Origin of the sequence: Sporolactobacillus sp. THM19-2, from assembly GCF_004153195.1 — a bacterium.
GTDB lineage: Bacteria > Bacillota > Bacilli > Bacillales > Sporolactobacillaceae > Sporolactobacillus.
Genome location: NZ_SEMC01000001.1, coordinates 23,780 through 43,706 on the forward strand (window position 1 = coordinate 23,780; position 19,927 = coordinate 43,706).

Sequence of the window (19,927 nt, forward strand, 5' to 3'; positions counted from 1 at the left end):
CGCGGCTCCAGTCATTGGAGCCGTGCCTGTAACATTCGATTAATAAGCCTGTCTTTTGCGGTACTGTTCGCGCCGCTGTTCTTCTTTCCGGACAGCTGCCTTTTCTTCCGGGACATGGAGGGTGAGCGCGACGATGAAAGCCAGACTGCAGAGGATTGCAATCAGGTTGAACGTCGGGGCAAAGCCACCGAGCAGACCCGAAATAAAGGAGGCAGACAACCCGCCTAATCCGAATCCCTGATAGATGATGCCGTAGTTACGGGACTGATTTTTCAGTCCGAAGAATTCGGCCACGATCGTTGGAAAGATCGTGATGTTGCCGCCGAAGCAGAAGGCGACGAGCGAGACACTGATAAAGAACAGGACGGCGTTGAGCGTGACATGACTGATGACCACTGCGGCGATGGCTGTGATCAGCAGGGCACCGGCCACGACTTTCAGGCGGTTCATATAATCCGATGCCGCTCCAAGCACCAGCCGACCGGCCGTATTCAGCAGAGCGACCAGAGCAACGGCGTTGGCAGCGGTTGCGGCGTCAAGTCCGGCGAGGCTGATCCCAATGTTTGAGACACTGCCGATCATATACAGTCCGCTCATGCAGGCGGTAAAGAGAATGAAGAACAGGAAGTAGGCTTCCTTGGTCTTCAGCATGTCTTTTACTGAATAATCACGTTCAGCAGTGGCTGTCTGCTGCGCACTCTTTTTTGCTTCGAGGACCGGTGCCTGTCTGACCAGAAGAAGTCCGGCTCCGAGCAGGACGAAGGAAATCAGGCCCCAGTACAGGAAAGCCAGGGAAACGCCCGAGTGTTCAATGAGAAACTGAAGAACATATTTAAACAGGACACTGCCGATACCGTAAGCGCCGATGGCAATACCGGAGACGAGTCCTTTTTTCTCCGGATACCACTGGATCGCATTCGAAAGCGTGGTCATATAGGCAATACCGTTTGCAGCACCGACAATGATGCCGGCGGTGATATAGAGCATCCACAGTTCAGTATCGAAGGCCGTGATCACAAGGCCCGCGCCCATGCCGATGGCGGACAGGGCCAGCAGACCGCGGATACCCAGCTTTTCCTGGATCTTACTGGCAGACAGCGTCGACAGGCTGAGTGCGAAGCTCATAATTGAAAACGTTGTGGCAACGGCTCCCACGTTCCAGCCGAATTTATCTTCCAGAGGCTGGTTGAATAAACTCCATGTATAGATCGTTCCTAATCCAATCATCACAATTACGGTGCCGATCAGGATCGGCCAGCGAGTGACCTGCATGTCATTTTTACGTTCTGCATCCATTGAAATCTCCCCCTTATCCGAGGTAGGCACAGGCAGCAAGGCAGCTCTTTCCCTTGCCTTGTCTCTGTTTCAAGGGCCATCACTTGTTGTCTCATGCCTCAATTAGAATTATACCTGCGGAATTGCTTCAGAAAGCGATTTCATCATGAGATGCGGGTAGAGTGGAATGAATGACCGTTACAGATTCATAAGCTGCCGGAATGTTTTTGTATTGCTTCTGCTGACCGGAATTTTGGTTCCCAGATCTTTTAACTGTACAAGATAGGTCTGGTTGAACCAGGGGATGATTTCGTGTATTTTACTCAGATTGACAAGATATGAGCGGTGGCAGCGGAAGAACTGGTCCTTTGGCAGCTGATCATATAATTCGGAAATACTTTTATTGATGATATAATGACTGTTTTTCGAGTAGACGTCGGTGACTTTCTCCTGAGCTTCGGCATAATAAATATCGTTGACGTCAGCGACAATGATTTTCTCGTCTTTTTTCAGATTGATCCGGACCGGGCCAGGTGAGGCTGCAGCTGCTTTTCCTGATTGAGCCGGCTGATGGTCCCGCCTCCAGGCTTCTTCAACTTTTTTCAGGACACCGGCGATCCGCTTCTCGTCATAAGGCTTGAGGATATAGTCAAAAGCTTCCAGTTCAAAGGCCTGTGCGGCGTGTTCTTTATAAGCGGTGGTAAAAATAATATAGGGCGGCTTGCTGAATTTATGGATATTACTGGCGAGCAGCATGCCGTCTAAAGACGGAATGTTGATATCGAGAAAAATGACATCTGTCTCATGGCTCTGTAAAAATTTCAGAACGTCCAGTCCGTCTGAAAAGGTATCTGTGATGTCAATTGAACTGTAGGTTTCAATCAGATACTGGAGTTCTTCCATTGCCGGCTGTTCATCTTCAACAATAATCCCTTTCATCACTTACACCTTCCTGATATCGAAATAGACCTGCGTACCGGGAGACAGACGGCGGATTACCAGCCCATTGCCGAAAACAAGTTTGACGCGCTGGTGGACATTTTTCAGACCAATTTTTTTCTCCGGCAGCTCGTCATGATACAGATTCTCGACCACTTTCGGATCGATGCCGGTGCCTGTATCTTCCACGCTGATCCGGATACTGTCCGCAAGGTCTTTAACGGAAATGGTGACCCGACCGGGTTTTCCTGATTTTAAAACCCCGTGTTTGATCGCATTTTCAACAAGCGGCTGGAGGATCAGGCAGGGAATTCTGACGTTCACATCGTCAACTTCATAGTTGATATTCAGACGGTCACCAAAGCGAGCTTTTTCAATCGCCACATAGTCGCGGACCTGACCGATTTCCTTCTTGATATCGATTAATTCTTCGGTATGGTCGAGATTATAGCGCATATAGTTCGCCAGTGTAATGATCAGCTCCCGGGCCTGATCCGGTTTTCGGCGTATCAGTGAGGCAATGGTATTCAGCGCGTTGAACAGGAAATGCGGATTAATGGAGGTCTGCAGGGCCTTGAGTTCCGCTTTGTTCGCCGCTTCCTTCATCTGTTCGAGACGTGAAATCTCCACCAGCGTCGAGATGATCTGTGACAGGCCGATGGCCATGGTTTGTGTGGCGTGGCTCATGACATAGGCTTTCTTATAGTAGATTTTAAGCGTTCCGATCACGCTTCCATTTTCTTTCAAAGGAATGATCAGCACATCCTGGATGCCGGGAATATGGTGTTCTTTTTCCAGGTGTGACACGGTGATCTTTCCACTTCTGATGGCCTGCTTTGTAATCTCGCTGACCACATGACCACCGATCGGATAGCGTTCCTTGCCGAAACCGACATAGGCCAGCACATGCTCCGTGTCGGTCATGGCCGTGGCATCGGCATGAATCTTGTCCTTGATAATGGTACAGATCTGTTTCAGTGATTCGCTGTTGATCTTTCTGAAATAGGGCAGGGTTTCATTGGCGATGTCCAGTGACAGTTTCGCCTGTCGTGACGCGATCCGCTCCTTTTCACCTTCGATACTCTGGATTAAAAGGACGATCAGGCCGATGTTCAGTTCTCCCATGATCATCGGAAAGGCGATCTGCGAGACGATACCTGAACCGACACCGGGACTGGTCATCAATAGGATCAGAACCATGGTCAGGATTTCGCAGAACATGCCGGTTGCAATCCCGTAAATCCAGCGCATCGATTTTTTCACTTTGTTGTGAATCAGTCCGGAGACGATCCCGGCAACTGAACTGGTGATAAAACAGGGGAGAGCCGTCACGCCGTCGATATCTATCAGGTAGCGGTGCAACCCGGAGATCAGACCGGTCGTGATGCCGGGAATCGGACCGAACAGAATCCCGCTCGAAACGATGGTAATGATCCGTGTATTGACCAGTGAGCCGTCGACCGGTATCCCGGAATACGAACTGAATACGGCAAACGCAGTGAATATCGCGGTGATAACCATCATCTCAAAGCGTGAATGGCTTTCCTGCTGAAAAATTTCTTTAAATCGCGGAATACGGGTCAGTAAAAAGAGAAAGATCAGGAGCAGGGCAGCCCGCTCAAACAGGCGGATCAGCATTTCAGATGAAGATATCGTGACGATCCCTTCCTCCTCCGATATTATCTTCAGTTTAGCAGATTACAGCGGATTTCGCCTGAAAAGCCGGGTCACATTCGGGCCGGAAATCGGGATAATCGTGGGATTCGGGTCTCGACAAGCGGTTCTGTAAACAGGCGTACCGGCCGGCTTGCAAGAAAATAGCAGAGCGCGACCGAGGCAAGAAACAGGAATCCGTATTGATAAAGATCTTTGATTTTTTCATATACAGGCAGCAGGACCACGAGTTTAATAAAGAATCCATGAAGCAGGTAGATGTACAGGGTATTCTTCCCGAGAGGGGTGAACGACATCTTTCTCCGCGGGATCAGCATCATGAAAGCAAGAATGGCGATGCAGGTAATGCCGTACATGGACAACCGTGTCAGTCCGCCACTGAGCGCGGAGAAGCCAAATGTATGATAAGAGGAATCAAACAGCACCCAGTCCTGAAGCGCTTTTGGAAAAACAAAATGTGTGGCTGCGTAAAGGGCGGCCAGAGTCAGTACACCCAGAGGTCTGCTCCATCTGAAACGAAGCAGTGCTCTGAAATTTTCCGACTTCAGCAGATAGCCGAGATAAAAGAACGGGAAGAACGCCAGCGTACGGGAGGCACTGAATTCCGTACCGATCCCGTCAAAAAACCCGGCACTGATACCGACCAGTACGGCGACGGGCAGACCGAATCGGCCGAGACGTGAGAAGGGGATCACCATCAGTTTCCAGAAAAGCATACTGATGAGAAACCAGAGTGTCCAGTGCGGCGTCACGAGACTGAAAGTGAAGTGGTCTTCGTAGCCCGTCGCGTAATAAAAAATGGAGTAGAGTAACTGAAAGATAAAGTAGGGAATTAGCGTATGTCTTGCCACATGGCGGACATACCCAGGTTTATTAAAATGCTTTGAAAAGAAGCCTGAGATCAGGATAAATGCAGGCATGTGGAAGATAAAAATGAACGTGTACAGCGAATCCACTACCGATATATTTGATTTCAATTGAGTCAGACTGTGACCAAAAACGACAAGCAGAATCAGAAAAAACTTTGCATTGTCAAAATAACTGCTTCTTTTCTTTGACATCGTGCAATTTTCTCTCCTTTTTTCCCTGATATGAATAGAGTTTCGTATGCAGGTATTCCGGTGTAAGTCTTGTAATCAAGTGATAAATATTGTGCAATGTATTTGTAATAACTGTTACAGGTTAACGGACTGTGAATCGCCTGCAAACGTTATGATCACGCTTGCTGCAGCCCCATGAGTTCAACTGACAATCAGCGGGAGATGCGTGCGGGTTAAAATGCAGGCGTTCTGTCGTAACGCCTGCATGAGCACGTCCTGTGTGCCCGAAACACCTCCATTAATTGAAGTTTCACTAAATATTTTCATCGCTTTTAATGAGATAAAAAAGCCCCTTATGTTCTCTTTCAGAAGGCGCGTTTCGTGCGATCAGATGAAGAGAAAACTAAGAAGCAAACTATGTTATAGCACATTAGAAAAGGAAAGAAAAGAGAAGTAAAACAGTTGCATTTATCAGATTTTCATGAGCTTTGACTGCAAAAAGAGGAGTTCAGTCAGATCGGGGAAAGCGCGTGCTGTATCTGATCCGGTGACGATACAGAAGCCTTCTGTTATGTGGCGTATTCAGTCAGGCGCCCGGGTAATCCGTTCTCTTCGCCTGACTTGCTGACCCGGCAGGAGTCTTGCGCCTTACGCTCAAATTCATGAAGGGTAAAATCAACATTTAGCGTGAAAAAGCGGAGCATCAGCCCGTTCAATGAGCTGATGCTCCGCTTTTCTATGCCCCTGATCAGATTCCAGATAGTTTCTTCAGATGCTTTTCGGATATGGCTTTCACTTTTTTCACGCGTCGGACATATTTTTCCACATCGGTTATCGGATCGGTATGCATCCACACATTGACGATGTCAAGGGCAATGCCGGAACCGATAATTTTACCGCCAAGGCAGAGAACATTGCTGTCCGTATGCTGGCGGGCAAGTTTTGCACAGAACGGATCCTGGCAGACAGCTGCCGTCAGGCCATATATCCGGTTTGCAATCAGTGCACTCCCGTAGCCCACGCCGTCTACGAAGATGCCGCGTTCTGCTTCTCCGCGGGCAACCGCGAGTGAAGCCGGATAAACGTAATCGGGCAGATCACAGGATGCCTTGCTGCCTGTTCCAAAGTCAGTGACTTCGTGGCCCTGACTTTCCAGCCATTCTTTAATTTCCCCTTTCAATTCAAATCCTGCATGATCACTTGCCATGGCAATTTTCACTGTTCATGCCTCCAGTATGTTATTCATTCCTGATTTTTCCTTTCTATCATATCATCCTGCGGCTCGTCCTGCTGATGCATGCCTTCTGTAGAAAGCCAGATGTCGCCAGAGGCCTTTTTTCTGAACCTCTTTTCTGCAAAAAAATTTATACCTTCTTAAAGTATGAAGAAAAGTATGAAGAAAAGTATGAAGAAAAGATTCAAGGCATAGGCTTGACAAAGTAAATCGAAAACATTACCATTTAGTGTACAGTAAATCGTAATAATTACGTTTTAACCATTTCCAGACAGAGGATCAGGAGGAGAAGCATGCGGAGCTTAGCGGGGAAGTCTGTGCTTTTGTGCAGTGTACTGATTCTATTCACGGGTTTACTCGCAGGTTGCGGGAGCGGACGTGCCGGATCCGGCGGGTCGGACTCCCGAATACACATTGTCGCCGCAGAGGATTTCTATGGTGAAGTAGCAAAAGCAGTCGGCGGTGATTATGTTCATGTTACATCGATTATCCATCATGCGAGTGCTGACCCGCATGATTTTGAAATGACGCCGGATGTTGCACGAAAAGTGGATGGAGCTTCTGTCGTTCTTTATAATGGTGTCGGTTATGACGGCTGGATGGATGAGCTGGTAGATGCCGGAAGCCGTGATAAGAAAATCATACGTGTAGCAGAGGATATCCTGAAGAAGAAGAACGGTGATAATGAACATGTCTGGTACGATCCGGAGACCATGCCGAAACTGGCGGATTACCTTGCATCTGTTCTGTCAGACATTGATCCGGATCATGCAGATGTTTTTAAAAAGAATGCCCAGGCATATCAGCAGGACATTCGGCCTGTGCGGGATCTGGTGCATCAGCTGAGTGAAAAAACATCCGGTCAGCGTGTCGATGTTTCGGAGCCTGTTTTTGACTATATGCTCGAAGCTCTGGGTTACAGGATCAGTAACAGTCACTTTAAGCAGGCGGTGGAAAAAGGAACAGATCCTTCTCCGCAGGACATCACAAAGATGAGAAAAGATATGGAAGAAAAGCGGATCGCCTTTTTCGTCAGCAATATTCAGGAGATGAGCCCGACCGTTGAAAAGATGGTTGCCCTGGCAAAGCGGAATGATCTCCCTGTTGTGGAGGTTACGGAGACGCTCCCTGACGGAAAAGATTATAAAATGTGGATGCTGGATATATTAAAACAGGTAGAAAAGGCCCAGAAATAAAGCGTGAACGAGAGGAGGAGATCTGTGTGAGCGGTCAATTGCAGGTGAAGGATCTGACGGTCGGGTTCGGTGGCGAAACGATTCTTGATCATTTGTCTTTTCAGGTGTCAGGTGGTGAACTGCTGGCGATTATTGGTCCGAACGGAGCCGGAAAGTCCACCCTGCTGAAAACCATCATCGGGATGATTAAACCCCGGGAGGGAACGGTAAAACTCCATGATAACAGGAGAAATGCAGCGATCGGCTACGTCCCTCAGTCACGGATGATCGATGAAGAAACGCCGATTTCAGCGAAGGACTTTGTTTCTCTCGGTCTGTCGTCACGCTTCATCCCCTGGCTTTCAGCTAAAGAGCGCCTGACGGTAAAAAAAGCGATGATGATGACCGAATCGATTCATCTGGCCAAAAAATCGGTTGGGAGGCTGTCCGGCGGTGAGCGGCAGCGCCTTTTTATTGCTCAGGCCCTGGTTCGCCATCCGGATTTCCTGATGCTCGACGAATCAACGGCTAATCTTGATCCGAATGCCCAGGAACAGATGATGCAGCTGGTTCGTCGATTATGTAAAAATCAGGGTATTGCCGTTCTGTTTATCTGTCATGATCTGCATATGGTCCATGAATATGCTGATCAGGTTCTGTTCATGTCGCGCGGCCACTATGAAATCGGCAGTGTGAATGAAGTACTTGGCGGGAAGGCCCGCGACTGGCTGTACCATGCGACGGATGAAGAAAAGCCGGAAAAGTCAGGACTGTTCAGAGAGAGAGAAGCCGGCCAACTGACCGATCGTATCTATTAATCTCGTTTTCCCGGAGGATGGATTTATGTTTCAATATGATTTTATGCAGCATGCCTTTGTTGCGGGGACACTCGTCGCCCTGATGTGTGGTGCAATCGGTGTTTTTGTCATCGCCCGCAATTTGTCATTTATTACGCATACCTTTTCGCACATCGGTTTTGCCGGCGCGGCATTTGCTGTACTAATCGGAATCAGCCCGCTGAGCGGGCTTCTGCTTTTTACCATGATCAGCGCGTTGTTCATCGGTCAGATGGGGGTGCGGATGTTCCGCCGCGATGCGTCAATCAGTGTGATTCTGAGCCTTTTTCTTGGGCTGGGTATTCTTTTTCTTTCTTTATCCAATAAGCAGGCAAACTTTACGACCAGCATTCTGTTTGGCAGTGTGATTGGGATCAATGTCCGGGATGTGCGTGAGATCGCCGTGCTGTCGTTTATTGTCCTGCTGCTGATTGCCCTGGGTTACCGCTGGCTGAAGTTTGATTCCTTTGATCAGACGGGGGCGGAAGCGGCAGGCCTTCCGATCCAGCTGATTTCCGTCGGCTTTCTGCTGCTTCTGTCGGTGGCTGTCAGTGTCACGGTGCAGATCATCGGGGCACTGCTTGTTTTTGCCCTGATGACCGTTCCGGCAGCAGCGGCCCGCTGTTTTGTCCGGTCGATTTTCGGGATGATTATCCTGTCGTCGGCTCTGGCCGTTCTTGGTGTCTGGTTCGGACTCGTCATGAGTTACTACACCAATGCACCGGTCAGTTTCTTCATTACGAGTTTCGAAGCGGCCATGTATTTTATCGGACTCGGATTCAGACGTCTGTATGCGGAACGGAATGCCATGCAGGAGTGAATAAAGGACCGGCAGAATTGCCGGCCCTTTATTTCTCAACGAGATAACTCCACCCGTCTTTTTGAACTAATTTGCCTTCTTTCATCAGCTTTCCAAGGGCCTTTTTAAAATCACCTTTACTGATTGAAAAATGTTTGCGGATATCTTCCGGAAGGCTTTTATCCGTATAGGGCATGGTCCCACCGCGGCCCCTCAGATACTCCAGAATGCCAGCCGCATGCTGATCAATCATCTCAAAGCTTCGCGGGAGCATGGAAAGCGTGATCCGCCCGTCTTTTATCCCGGTTACGCGGCCATGGAACGTGCGGCCGATCCGCATCTTCCTGTCGGATTCTCTCCGGTGAATGAAGCCCAGATACCCATCTTCGGTAATAAAATGCGCGCCGTCTGCCATCAGCCGGTACACGGTCGCTTCAGTTTCTTTATTAAAGAAACTTTCCGGAGCAGGGATCGAGATGACGTTCATGATCGACTCATTTGCCGGTTTTGCAAACAGCCTGTCTTTCTTATCCAGCATCAGACTCAGGTACAGGCGGTCTCCTTTCTGTGGCCACTCATCGAGAGATTCCGGCAGATCATCCTTCGAGAACAGAATATCTTTATGAATGCCAATATCGACAAATACGCCATATCGTTTATGCACGGAGACAACCGGTGCCCAGTCATAGATGCCGATTCTGATTTTCGGAATCGTCATCGTCGCTGCAAGACGTCCCTGATGGTCCTGATAAAGGAAGACTTTCTGTTTTGCTTGTTCGTCCACCGGCTCGATGGCGTCATTCGCGTGCATCAGAATCTCCTGCCTGCCGTCGGTCAGAAAATAACCGAACGGTGCTTTATGTGCCAGGTCAAGTGTCACAACCGTACCCGCTTTTAATGGTTCCAACCTGTCCACCTTCTTTTCATCGGGCCTGCCTGTTTCTTAAACTTTGCTATCACCCGTCTCATTATACCATGTCTGAGTCAGCCGGGCTTTAGGACGCAGGCGTTATCTTTTCGGCTGCTATGAAAATGGGGCGATTCACAGAGCGATTTTGCCGGATGTCCGGAATAGAATAGATAGAACCGATAGTTACAATATCTTTTGCGGATTGTCAAGAGCTGCAGCACAGATCATGCATGAAAACGATAACAAAAACACATCATTTCATAATATCGTAACAATTTAAACTTCAGAAGCTCTATGCTACAATAAATCTGCAAGCGGATATTCACAGTTTAGTCAAATTATTGCTGATGTTTCGAACAAGGGGAAAGTGTGACTCAAATACTCTTAGGGAGCGATGTGCATTGACGGCAAATGAGACGTTAGATCGCACAAATCCATGGCAAAGTTTTTCACGTCTGAATCTCGGTTATGTTGATGAACAGTATGATAAGTATCTTGATGATCCGGAAACCGTTGATCCGACCTTACGGCGCGTCTTTGATAAATGGGGCAGACCGAAAACGATCGACGGTGTTCCTGCCGCGTCTCACACGGTTCTGGACAATGAGGGAGCCGGAGATCCATTTGATCTGGATCAGGTGGTAGGTGCTGTCCGGCTGGCTGACAGAATCCGGGCATACGGGCACCTGCTCGCTCATGTCAACCCGCTCAGCGACATGCGCGTGATTGAAACACATTTAATGGATCTGGCTCAGTTTCATTTATCACCGAAAAAATTGAAAGCGATTCCGTCAAAAGTGATCTGGCCGGAAGCACCGGCGAACGTCCGGAATGCACTGGATGTGGTCGGCTATCTGCGGGATCTGTATTCCCGGTCTCTGGCCTATGAATTCAGTCACGTCCAGGATTTACGAGAGAAGAACTGGTTGAATCGGGCAGTTGAAAGTAAGCGCTTCCAAAATCCTGTTCCGGACAGGGAAAAAATAAATCTGCTTAAGCAACTGGTTAAAGTAGAAGCGTTTGAGCATTTTCTTCATAAGACGTTTGTTGGTCAGAAACGTTTTTCCATCGAAGGACTGGACGTTCTCGTTCCAATGCTTGATAAACTGATCCAGTTTGGTGTACATGACGGATCGCGGCAGGTTGTGATCAGTATGGCACATCGCGGCCGGCTGAGCGTGCTTGCGCATATCCTCGGAAAGCCTTATGAAAAGATTCTGGCAGAATTTGTCCATGCGCCGATCAAGAGCATGGTGCCTTCTGAAGGCTCAAAAGGGATCAATTACGGCTGGACAGGAGATGTGAAATATCATCTCGGTGCAGCCAGAGAAATCGATGAGGTCAATAAAAAATATCCGTTGCAGTATATGGGCGAAACAGATGACGACGGCATGTTTCAGGTTAAATTAACACTGGCGAATAACCCGAGTCATCTGGAAATGGTTGATCCGGTCATAGAAGGATATGCCCGCGCCGCGCAGGATAATCGACTGAAAGAAGGCTATCCTGAGCAGGATACCGGCAAGGCGTTCCCCATCATGATCCATGGTGATGCGGCCTTTACCGGTGAAGGCATTGTAGCGGAAACGCTGAATCTCAGCCGGCTGAGCGGATTTAATACCGGCGGCACGATTCATATCATTGCGAATAACCAACTCGGGTTTACAACCAACCACGAAGACGGTCGCTCCACAGCCTATGCCAGTGATCTGGCCAAAGGCTATGAAATCCCGATCGTTCATGTCAATGCCGACGATCCGGAGGCCTGCCTGACAGCCATTCAGCTCGCCTTCGAATATCGAAAGACATTCGGGAAGGATTTTCTGATTGATCTCTGCGGATACAGGCGATACGGTCACAACGAATCCGATGATCCTTCCGCGACGCAGCCGATTCTATACCAGGAGATCCAGAAGCATCTGCCGGTTGCCCGGCTCTATCAGGTCAAACTGGAAAGGGACGGGCTGGCAAATCCGGAAAAACTGAAAGATTATCAGAAGCACCTGAATGATAAGTTTCAGAAGATTTATCAGGCTGCACGCGATAAAGAAAAAGATCTTAAGGAAATCCCTTTTCCTGATAAGCTGGCGCAGCCTTTAACCTATATCCGGACAGCTGTCCCGATTGAGACGCTGCGGGCACTGAATCAGGATCTGCTCGACTGGCCGGAAAGTTTTCATGTTTATCCCAAACTGGCGCGCATTCTCAGACGACGCGAAAAGGCACTGAATCCCGGGCACCAGCTGGACTGGGCAACTGGCGAATCCCTTGCTTTTGCTTCCATTCTGAAAGACGGTACGCCGATCCGCTTTACCGGTCAGGATGTAGAAAGGGGCACATTCGCCCAGCGTCATGCGGTATTTCACGATGTTAAGACGGGTGTCACCTACTCACCATATCATCATCTGAAAGGCGTCAGAGCAACTTTTGATATTCATAACAGCCCGCTTTCTGAGACTGCGGTGATTGGGTTCGAGTACGGCTATAATGTGTTTGCGCCGGAGACTCTGGTCATCTGGGAAGCGCAGTTCGGTGATTTTGCCAATGTCGGCCAGGTCATGTTCGACCAGTTCGTGACGGCCGGGCGTGCTAAATGGGGTCAGAGGTCCGGGCTGGTACTTCTTTTGCCGCACGGCTATGAAGGGATGGGGCCGGAACACTCCAGCGGTCGACTGGAACGTTTTCTGCAGCTGTCGGCGGAAAACAACTGGGTGGTTGCCAACCTGACAACGCCGGCTCAGTACTTCCATATTCTGCGCAGGCAGGCGGCGATTCTCAATACAGATGTCGTCCGTCCGCTTGTCATCATGACACCGAAGAGTCTGCTGCGTCATCCGAAAGCCACTTCTACTCCGACGGATCTGGCTGAAGGGCATTTTAACAGCGTACTTGAAGATCCGCTGACGAATGGAGATCCGGATCAGATCACGCGTGTGGCGCTGTGCAGCGGGAAAGTAGCCGTTGATCTTTCTGTCGAGATCGAAGCCTCCGCAAGCCGGCCGGACTGGTTGAAGATCCTCAGGGTGGAGGAACTGTATCCATTCCCGGAGAAAGATCTGCAGGCTTATTTCAGTCGCTACCGGAATCTGAATGAAATTGTCTGGCTGCAGGAAGAACCAAAGAATATGGGGGCCTGGAGTTATGCAGAGCCGCGGATCCGGAAAATTGCGCCGAAAGGCACCCGGCTCAGCTATATCGGCCGCCCGTCCCGCTCCAGCACGGCGACCGGCGAACCCAAATTCCATAAACAGGAACAAAAAAGGATCATCAGTGAAACATTGCATAAAAATGAAAAAGCAGGGCAAGAGTGATTCGGGAGGGGATCAGGTTGATTGAAGTAAAAGTACCGGAACTGGCGGAATCCATTACAGAGGGAACGATTGTCAAATGGCTGGTCGATGTCGGAAACAAGGTCAATCAGGGTGACGATATCGCGGAAATTGAAACGGATAAAGTGAATATTCAGATCAGCGCGGAGCATGCCGGTGTTCTGAAAAAAATCGAAAAGAACGTTGACGATACCGTTGAAGTCGGCGAGGTTATTGCCCTGCTGGATGAAAATGGCGCTGAGGAGCCATCCGGGAATGCAGCCCCGGCGCAGCCTGAAGCAAAACCGGAAGCAGCAGTTTCTGCACCGGCACCGGTAAAGAAGGAACAGCAGGCGCCTCAGCCTGCCGCTGCAGCAGGTGGTAATGTGGCGATTGCTTCGCCTGCAGCGCGGAAACTCGCGCGCGAGAAGGGCATTGACCTGAGTGCGGTTCACACTGCTGATCCGCTGGGCCGGCTCAGGGCAGAGGACGTGGCAAAACAGGCGGCAGCACCGGCACCGAAGCCGGCTCCTGCTGAAGATCCGACTAAACCGGTCGAACGGATTAAAATGACCCGTCGCCGTCAGACCATTGCTGGGCGGCTGGTTGCCGTGCAGCATGAAGCAGCGATGCTGACGACATTTAATGAAGTCGATCTGACAAACGTCATGGCCATCCGCAAAAGACGGAAAGAAGCCTTTATCAAAGCGCATGACGTCAAGCTGGGCTTTATGTCCTTCTTTACCCGGGCGGTGGTCGGCGCCCTGAAGAGTTTCCCGCTGTTGAATGCTGAAATCAGCGGCACCGATATTTTAGTTAAGAAATTTTATGATATTGGGATTGCTGTTGCAACAGATCAGGGCCTTGTCGTGCCGGTTGTCCGTGATGCCGATCGGCTGACGTTTGCGGAAATTGAACATGAAATTAAGGATCTTGCGGTCAGGGCGCGGACAAACAAGCTGACTCTGAGTGATCTTCAGGGGGGCACATTCACGATAACCAATGGCGGCACATTCGGTTCTCTCCTGTCTACACCGATTATTAATGCACCGCAGGTAGGTATTCTCGGCATGCATGGGATTAAGAAACGTCCGGTGGCCGTGTCGACTCCGGATGGAGACAAAGTGGAAATCCGTCCCATGATGTACATTGCACTGTCCTATGACCATCGCATTGTCGACGGCAGTGAGGCGGTCCGTTTCCTCGTTAAGGTGAAAACCCTGCTCGAGGATCCTGAAACGCTCCTGCTTGAAGGTTAAGGTCAAATCCGTCCAGTTAAAAAAGTTGTATGATTTTCGTCACACTTTTCACAAAAAAAGTGGAACGTTTTCCTGTATAATGAAAACAAGGGTTCCATGGGCAAAAGGTGTATCGTCAGCATACTGATCCATGACCTGGCGGGTACAACTTTGATTGAAGGTGTGATCAGAATGGAAAGAACCTTAGATCCTGTTCAGGATCAGATGACCAATACAGCAATGTTTTCAGAACAAAACCTGGATCTATTGAAGAATATGATGACGGATGCGGCGTTTAGAAAGGGTTCCCACATTTACTGGGAAGGCGATGCGTCGGATAAACTCTACTATATGAAGTCGGGCCGGGTCAAACTGTACAAATCGGCTTTTGACGGAAGAGACCTCGTGCTTCACTATTTCACACCGGGGGACTTATTCGGCGAGCTGGCCTGCCTCGGCAATGACGAACATGCCTTTACAGCAACTGCTGTGACAGACTGCCAGATCGGCGTCCTGTCAGGAAGGGATGTGGAACCGCTGCTGCTGTCTAATCCGGGACTCAGCTTCGATTTTATGAAATGGATCGGACTGATGGACAGATACACGCAGATTAAACTGCGCGATCTGCTCTTCTACGGAAAGAACGGCGCGCTGGCCTCTACGCTTCTGCGCATGGCACACGGCTATGGGGAGAAGAAAGAAGACGGCATCCATTACGTGATCAGTCTGACCAATTCAGACCTCGCGCAGCTGATCGGTTCCACACGCGAAACGGTCAACCGTATGCTTCAGGCATGGAAGCGGGATGGAGCGATTAATTATTACCATGGTTCCATCGTGATTAAAGATATTGGCTATATTAAAGCCATCTGCCACTGTGAAGATCGTTGTCCGATGAACATTTGCCGATTATGATAAAAAATTATGATAAAATAGGAAGAGGAGCGACCCTTTCGGGCGGTCGCTCCTCTTTCATTCGATTAAATAATTCAGGTGATGCAATATGAAAAGATGGTTTAACCGCATCCTCTGTGCCCTGTTCTCCTTAGTTCTTTTAGCAGGCTGCGCGGAACCGGCCACAGAGGATACATATTCGGACCGTTCTGCGTCTTCGGATGCTGCATCCGTGCAGCAGAATGAGTCCGGGGACCAAGAGGCGCAGAGTCAGCCGGCTGAAAGCAGCACATCGGAAGCAAAAAAGCCTCATGACGCCTCTTCTGCTGCAACTTCCAGGCAGGCGAAGGTGCCCGGTGTCCCGGCGAAAGTGGTTAAAGTGGTTGACGGGGATACCTTACAGGTGATTTATGAAAAAAAGGTCACCACGATCCGTGTCCTTCTGATTGACACGCCGGAAACCCATCACCCACGGCTTGGGGTCCAGCCATTCGGTCCGGAAGCCAGTCAGCATGCAAGAGACCTGCTGCAGGGAAAAACCGTTCATCTTGAAGTGGCGGTGAACGGAGGACGTGATAAGTATAACCGCCTGCTTGCCTATGTTTATGTAGACGGGAAATCTTTTGCTGAAGAGCAGCTTTCACGGGGTCTCGCCCGGGTGGCTTATGTTTACCCGCCCAATACGAAGTACGTGGATCAATACCGTCAGGTGGAGGCTCAGGCCAGGTCGAAACATCTCGGCATATGGTCTGTTCCTGACTATGCCCGTTCCGACGGCTACCATCCGGAAGTGGTCAAGGGAACAGAAGCTTATGAGAGGGCGCAAAACAGTGGAGGTTCTTCTACTGCGTCATCCGGCGGCGGGAAAAATCAGTTCGCACCGGACGGGTCCGGTAATTGCGGCGGGGCAATCAAAGGCAACGCGTCCAGCCGCGGGAAAATCTATCATATGCCGGGCAGCGCCTATTACGATGTGACGAAAGCCGAGGCCTGCTTTAAAAGCCGGGACGCAGCAACAAAAGCCGGATTTCGCGCCGCAAAATGAGTGGGCGGTGCCAGCAAAGAGTGGAAGCAGATCCTGGAAACGCCGACGCCCGGCCCGCTTTGCTGACTCCGAGGATGTAAAAATCCGGAGTCGGCTTTTGCCGAAGACCGGATCGGGTTACTGCTGTTGCTGTTGTTTCTGAAGAACTTCTTCGTTGACCGCCTGATAAGCTTCATCAAGATGGCGTATCCGGCGAATCAGTTCGAAGTTCTTATTGATTTTGTCCTGAATAATGGCTGAAACGACGGAATGGTAATAGCTGTTCATGGACTGGACAGGAGTAAGCCGGTTTCCGTTTTTTTTAATTTGTTTTTTCAGCGCCTTTTTAAAGTAATCTACACTGAAAAGATGTGAATCCATGTTGTGACACTCCCAATTCAGGTTTTTCATTAGCTGATGACGGACCAGGTGTTTTCGCCGCCGTGAATCTGGGTGAACATGCCGGCGACCCTGGCCGTCATTTTTTTTGCTTCATCTTCAGGCATGGAAGGACGAAGATAGGCGATCTGCAAAGCGTCTGTCGTCTGTTCTGTCACGCATGTCCGCCGCGAGTCGACCATCGGGCTTCCGAAGGCGCCCTTACTGTCTTTTGAGAGAATTTTATGATCCATATGCATCACTCTCCCATTTAAGCCGTCATATTGGTCATCATCGCTGCCGATGGTTATTTGAACGGGACCATGAATCTGGTTCAGGTCATAGATGCCGAAAGGAATGCTGTGCTGCACGCTGAAGAAGTTATTCAGGTCGACGGCCGAATGAATTCTGTGCGGTGCGCCGTCTCTTTTTATTTTCCTGAGCAGTGCTTCCTGTGACGGGCGATACCGTGACGGATCTGTTCCGCACCTTTTAAAGATTGCCCGCCATTCTCGGACTCCGGGGATATCAGCGATCGGACGGTTCTCAAGAGACAGCTGAATATTTTTGTAAAACAGAGGCAGCCGCCCGCTGATCAGTGGCGGCATCTCGGAAATGACAATATGATTGTAGCGGATACACCCGACCTTAAAGCCGGGGACCCGCTGCTCAAGTTTTTCAGAAACCGATAGTTGAAACATCACGCCGCCTCCTTTTACTTTCTGATTCAAGTGTACCACAAACGCGGACATGAGCTTTACAAAAATTACCGATTCAGATATTGTTAACAGCGCCCGGCAGGCAAGAAAGCCCGTGAAGGGATTCACGGAATGCATGCCGATAAGCCGGCCCTTTTTTATCAGAATCTCAGTGAGCATGCTCGCCACTTCAGTTGTGGGATGAATCACTGAGCCTGGACTCTATTTTGATTGATACTTTCTTATTTTTGTGACAAAAGCCTGAAAGGGCAAAGATCAGGGGGGAATGAATAGTGGGAAACGGAGAATCTCTCAGCGCCTGTACACTGGATACACCGGTCGGAGCGCTGACGCTTGTTATGTACGGCGACAGTCTCTGCCGGATTGCATTTGGCAATCTGAATGAAACAAGGCAGGATCTGATCAGCCGGGCCAGACGGATGAACCTGCCGGAAGATGTAAAAGTCGATGATGAAGCGTGTGCCCCTGCGGTCAGACAGATCAGAGAATATTTTGCGGGGACGCGTAGAGGATTTAATCTGAAGTTGATGCTGAAGGGCACTGATTTTCAGAAAAAAGTATGGGCGGCGCTTGCCAGGATTCCTTATGGGCAAACGCGTTCATATAAGGAAATTGCAGAAAGCGCCGGCCGCCCCAAAGCCGTGCGTGCAGTAGGCGGGGCCAATAACAGGAATCCTCTGCCGATTGTCATTCCCTGTCACCGGGTCATTGGTTCAGATGGCTCCCTCGTCGGTTACGGTGGCGGTCTGGATTGCAAGAGAAAGCTGCTTCAGTTTGAAGAAAAAGAAAGCAGCAACAAGTGAATGATTCTGCCGGTTCATGAATGTGCTGCTCCTGACATAAATATGTGAGGAAAGCGGGGGATCTAGATGGACTGGCGGACGATTCTTGAGGAACATGTTCGAACGGCATGTGGCAGGTGGATCACTGATGCACCTTGGACAGACTCGGTTATCGACATGTCCGAAAAAGCTGCTCACGCAAGAAAAATACGCACCTTGAGTGAGCAGCAGGCGCAGATTGAAAAAGTTCTGGTTCATGCCCGTGTCACAGATCTTGAGGAAAAACGTGAGGATCAGGTCGTCTATTATACACTGCACTCCGAATGGCTGATCAGGCAGACGGGCGGGCTTTATCTGGAGGAACGCGTGGAGGACCGGGAGGCCGTTCTGCGCGGGTCACAGATTGCGCTTGATCGCCTGCGTCCGCTGCCTGAGGCGCACGCTTCGGCCAGTGCGAATCAGGAGGGCTCGCGTCAGGCTGAGCCAGAGATTTCCCGACCGGCATATGATCGGCTGAAGGCGGTCCGCTATGCGGAACTCTGGTGGAACAGGCGAAATCCTGATTATCCTCGAGTTGAAAATGACTGCACAAATTTTATTTCTCAGTGCCTGCATGCAGGAGGTATTCCCATGTGGGGGGCGCCGGTTCGAAGCAGAGGCTGGTGGCACAGCCGGACCAGCTGGAGCTACAGCTGGGCAGTGGCGAACAGCCTGCGCTGGTATTTAAGCAGAAGCGGGAATGTTATGAAAGCTGTTGAAGTGGACAGTGTGTATAAACTCGTTCCCGGCGACGTGATCTGTTATGATTTCGAAGGCGACGGGCACTGGGATCATAACACCCTGGTCACGTCAATCGCTCCTTCCGGTTCACCGCTCGTGAATGCGCATACGTATGATGCGCGGGCACGGGACTGGGCTTATACCGACTCACCTGCATGGACAGAACGGATCAACTATAAATTTTTCCGGATAGACGGTCAGAGTGACTGAGCATGCGGCTGGATATGATATAATGAGACAGGTTTACTCAACAGAAGTATAGAATCGGCCGCTGACTGTGGCCGCTTTTTGCTTACTCTCAATGCTTACTGGAACATGTTCCGGAAGATTGTGGTTTTAGAGGTGTTAAGGTTTATGACTATTCATATTGTGCTCTATCAGCCTCAGATTCCGCCCAATACGGGTAACATCGCCCGTACATGTGCCGGGACACACAGCTCACTTCATCTGATCCGTCCGCTCGGGTTTTCAACTGATGACAGGCATCTGAAGCGGGCGGGACTGGATTACTGGCCATCGGTTGATTTGCATTATTACGACTCGCTGGATGATTTTTTTGATCAGAACAGGCCTCGCGAATATTATCTTGTGGAAACGGATGGCAGCCGTCCATACAGTGCTTTTGATTATAGTAATCCGGCGAAGGATTATTACTTCTTCTTCGGACGTGAGACAACCGGTCTGCCCCGGGCTTTTGTTGCCGCGCACAGGGACCGGTGCGTCCGCCTGCCGATGACAGACAAAATCCGTTCGTTCAATTTATCCAATTCAGCGGCAATTATCATCTTTGAAGCCCTGCGTCAGCAGCACTTTCCCGGATTGTCCTGATTCACACTTTCCCTCATCACATAAGTTTCCCCTGAAAAAATGCTTATCCTGCTGCTGATTTCTGATGGATCAGACAGACCGGATAAGTTTTATA

At 49.8% G+C, this 19,927-nt stretch carries 19 protein-coding genes; 10 read left to right on the forward strand and 9 right to left on the reverse strand.

The features are described from left to right. Positions 1-39: 39 nt before the first annotated feature. From EWH91_RS00110 to EWH91_RS00130, 6 genes are all read right to left on the reverse strand, one after another. The gene (locus EWH91_RS00110) at positions 40-1,296 is read right to left on the reverse strand and encodes an L-lactate MFS transporter (protein WP_129927952.1); all 1,257 of its coding nucleotides are present in this window, start codon (positions 1,294-1,296) and stop codon (positions 40-42) included. A 177-nt stretch (positions 1,297-1,473) separates the two neighbouring features. Then, positions 1,474-2,214: a LytR/AlgR family response regulator transcription factor gene (locus tag EWH91_RS00115; RefSeq protein WP_129927953.1), complete on the reverse strand. Its 741-nt coding sequence runs from the start codon at positions 2,212-2,214 to the stop codon at positions 1,474-1,476. 3 nt (positions 2,215-2,217) lie between these two features. After that, positions 2,218-3,852 (reverse strand): sensor histidine kinase, encoded by a 1,635-nt coding sequence (locus tag EWH91_RS00120; protein WP_129927954.1) that lies wholly within the window; start codon positions 3,850-3,852, stop codon positions 2,218-2,220. Positions 3,853-3,941: 89 nt separating this feature from the next. Next, a complete protein-coding gene (locus EWH91_RS00125) occupies positions 3,942-4,949 on the reverse strand; it encodes an acyltransferase family protein (protein WP_129927955.1) in 1,008 nt (335 codons plus the stop codon). A 548-nt stretch (positions 4,950-5,497) separates the two neighbouring features. Further along, positions 5,498-5,644 carry a hypothetical protein gene (locus EWH91_RS14365; RefSeq protein ID WP_165364192.1) on the reverse strand — a complete coding sequence of 49 codons (147 nt, stop codon included), beginning with the start codon at positions 5,642-5,644 and terminating at the stop codon, positions 5,498-5,500. A gap of 32 nt (positions 5,645-5,676) precedes the next feature. Continuing rightward, the gene (locus EWH91_RS00130; RefSeq protein ID WP_129927956.1) at positions 5,677-6,147 is read right to left on the reverse strand and encodes an RpiB/LacA/LacB family sugar-phosphate isomerase; all 471 of its coding nucleotides are present in this window, start codon (positions 6,145-6,147) and stop codon (positions 5,677-5,679) included. A gap of 308 nt (positions 6,148-6,455) precedes the next feature. Here EWH91_RS00130 and EWH91_RS00135 point away from each other — a divergent pair, with 308 nt between their 5' ends. From EWH91_RS00135 to EWH91_RS00145, 3 genes are read left to right on the forward strand one after another with little or no spacing between them, the layout of a single operon-like run. Next, the gene (locus tag EWH91_RS00135; RefSeq protein WP_129927957.1) at positions 6,456-7,358 is read left to right on the forward strand and encodes a metal ABC transporter solute-binding protein; all 903 of its coding nucleotides are present in this window, start codon (positions 6,456-6,458) and stop codon (positions 7,356-7,358) included. Between the two features lie 26 nt (positions 7,359-7,384). After that, positions 7,385-8,155, forward strand: coding sequence for a metal ABC transporter ATP-binding protein (locus tag EWH91_RS00140; protein ID WP_129927958.1), 771 nt, complete (start codon positions 7,385-7,387; stop codon positions 8,153-8,155). A gap of 25 nt (positions 8,156-8,180) precedes the next feature. Then, positions 8,181-8,993: a metal ABC transporter permease gene (locus EWH91_RS00145; protein WP_129927959.1), complete on the forward strand. Its 813-nt coding sequence runs from the start codon at positions 8,181-8,183 to the stop codon at positions 8,991-8,993. A gap of 28 nt (positions 8,994-9,021) precedes the next feature. Here the strand turns inward: EWH91_RS00145 and EWH91_RS00150 are convergent, their stop codons facing one another. Beyond that, complete coding sequence (locus EWH91_RS00150; protein ID WP_240697209.1) at positions 9,022-9,888, reverse strand: CvfB family protein; 867 nt, start codon at positions 9,886-9,888, stop codon at positions 9,022-9,024. Positions 9,889-10,283: 395 nt separating this feature from the next. On the opposite strand from EWH91_RS00150, the gene EWH91_RS00155 reads away from it, so the two are divergent. From EWH91_RS00155 to EWH91_RS00170, 4 genes are all read left to right on the forward strand, one after another. Continuing rightward, a complete protein-coding gene (locus tag EWH91_RS00155) occupies positions 10,284-13,193 on the forward strand; it encodes a 2-oxoglutarate dehydrogenase E1 component (protein WP_240697210.1) in 2,910 nt (969 codons plus the stop codon). 17 nt (positions 13,194-13,210) lie between these two features. Next, positions 13,211-14,449, forward strand: coding sequence for a 2-oxoglutarate dehydrogenase complex dihydrolipoyllysine-residue succinyltransferase (gene odhB, locus EWH91_RS00160; protein WP_129927962.1), 1,239 nt, complete (start codon positions 13,211-13,213; stop codon positions 14,447-14,449). Between the two features lie 171 nt (positions 14,450-14,620). Beyond that, the gene (locus EWH91_RS00165; RefSeq protein ID WP_129927963.1) at positions 14,621-15,343 is read left to right on the forward strand and encodes a Crp/Fnr family transcriptional regulator; all 723 of its coding nucleotides are present in this window, start codon (positions 14,621-14,623) and stop codon (positions 15,341-15,343) included. Positions 15,344-15,431: 88 nt separating this feature from the next. Continuing rightward, a complete protein-coding gene (locus tag EWH91_RS00170) occupies positions 15,432-16,367 on the forward strand; it encodes a thermonuclease family protein (RefSeq protein ID WP_129927964.1) in 936 nt (311 codons plus the stop codon). Positions 16,368-16,484: 117 nt separating this feature from the next. Here the strand turns inward: EWH91_RS00170 and yvfG are convergent, their stop codons facing one another. Further along, complete coding sequence (gene yvfG, locus EWH91_RS00175; protein ID WP_129927965.1) at positions 16,485-16,727, reverse strand: protein YvfG; 243 nt, start codon at positions 16,725-16,727, stop codon at positions 16,485-16,487. Positions 16,728-16,756: 29 nt separating this feature from the next. Then, the gene (locus EWH91_RS00180; protein WP_129927966.1) at positions 16,757-17,425 is read right to left on the reverse strand and encodes a B3/B4 domain-containing protein; all 669 of its coding nucleotides are present in this window, start codon (positions 17,423-17,425) and stop codon (positions 16,757-16,759) included. 290 nt (positions 17,426-17,715) lie between these two features. On the opposite strand from EWH91_RS00180, the gene EWH91_RS00185 reads away from it, so the two are divergent. The 3 genes from EWH91_RS00185 (at position 17,716) to trmL (ending at position 19,833) form a co-directional block, all read left to right on the forward strand. Continuing rightward, positions 17,716-18,246: a methylated-DNA--[protein]-cysteine S-methyltransferase gene (locus tag EWH91_RS00185; protein WP_256359825.1), complete on the forward strand. Its 531-nt coding sequence runs from the start codon at positions 17,716-17,718 to the stop codon at positions 18,244-18,246. 66 nt (positions 18,247-18,312) lie between these two features. Further along, the gene (locus EWH91_RS00190; RefSeq protein WP_240697211.1) at positions 18,313-19,215 is read left to right on the forward strand and encodes an amidase domain-containing protein; all 903 of its coding nucleotides are present in this window, start codon (positions 18,313-18,315) and stop codon (positions 19,213-19,215) included. Positions 19,216-19,359: 144 nt separating this feature from the next. After that, positions 19,360-19,833 carry a tRNA (uridine(34)/cytosine(34)/5-carboxymethylaminomethyluridine(34)-2'-O)-methyltransferase TrmL gene (gene trmL, locus EWH91_RS00195; RefSeq protein ID WP_129927967.1) on the forward strand — a complete coding sequence of 158 codons (474 nt, stop codon included), beginning with the start codon at positions 19,360-19,362 and terminating at the stop codon, positions 19,831-19,833. Positions 19,834-19,927 lie beyond the last annotated feature (94 nt).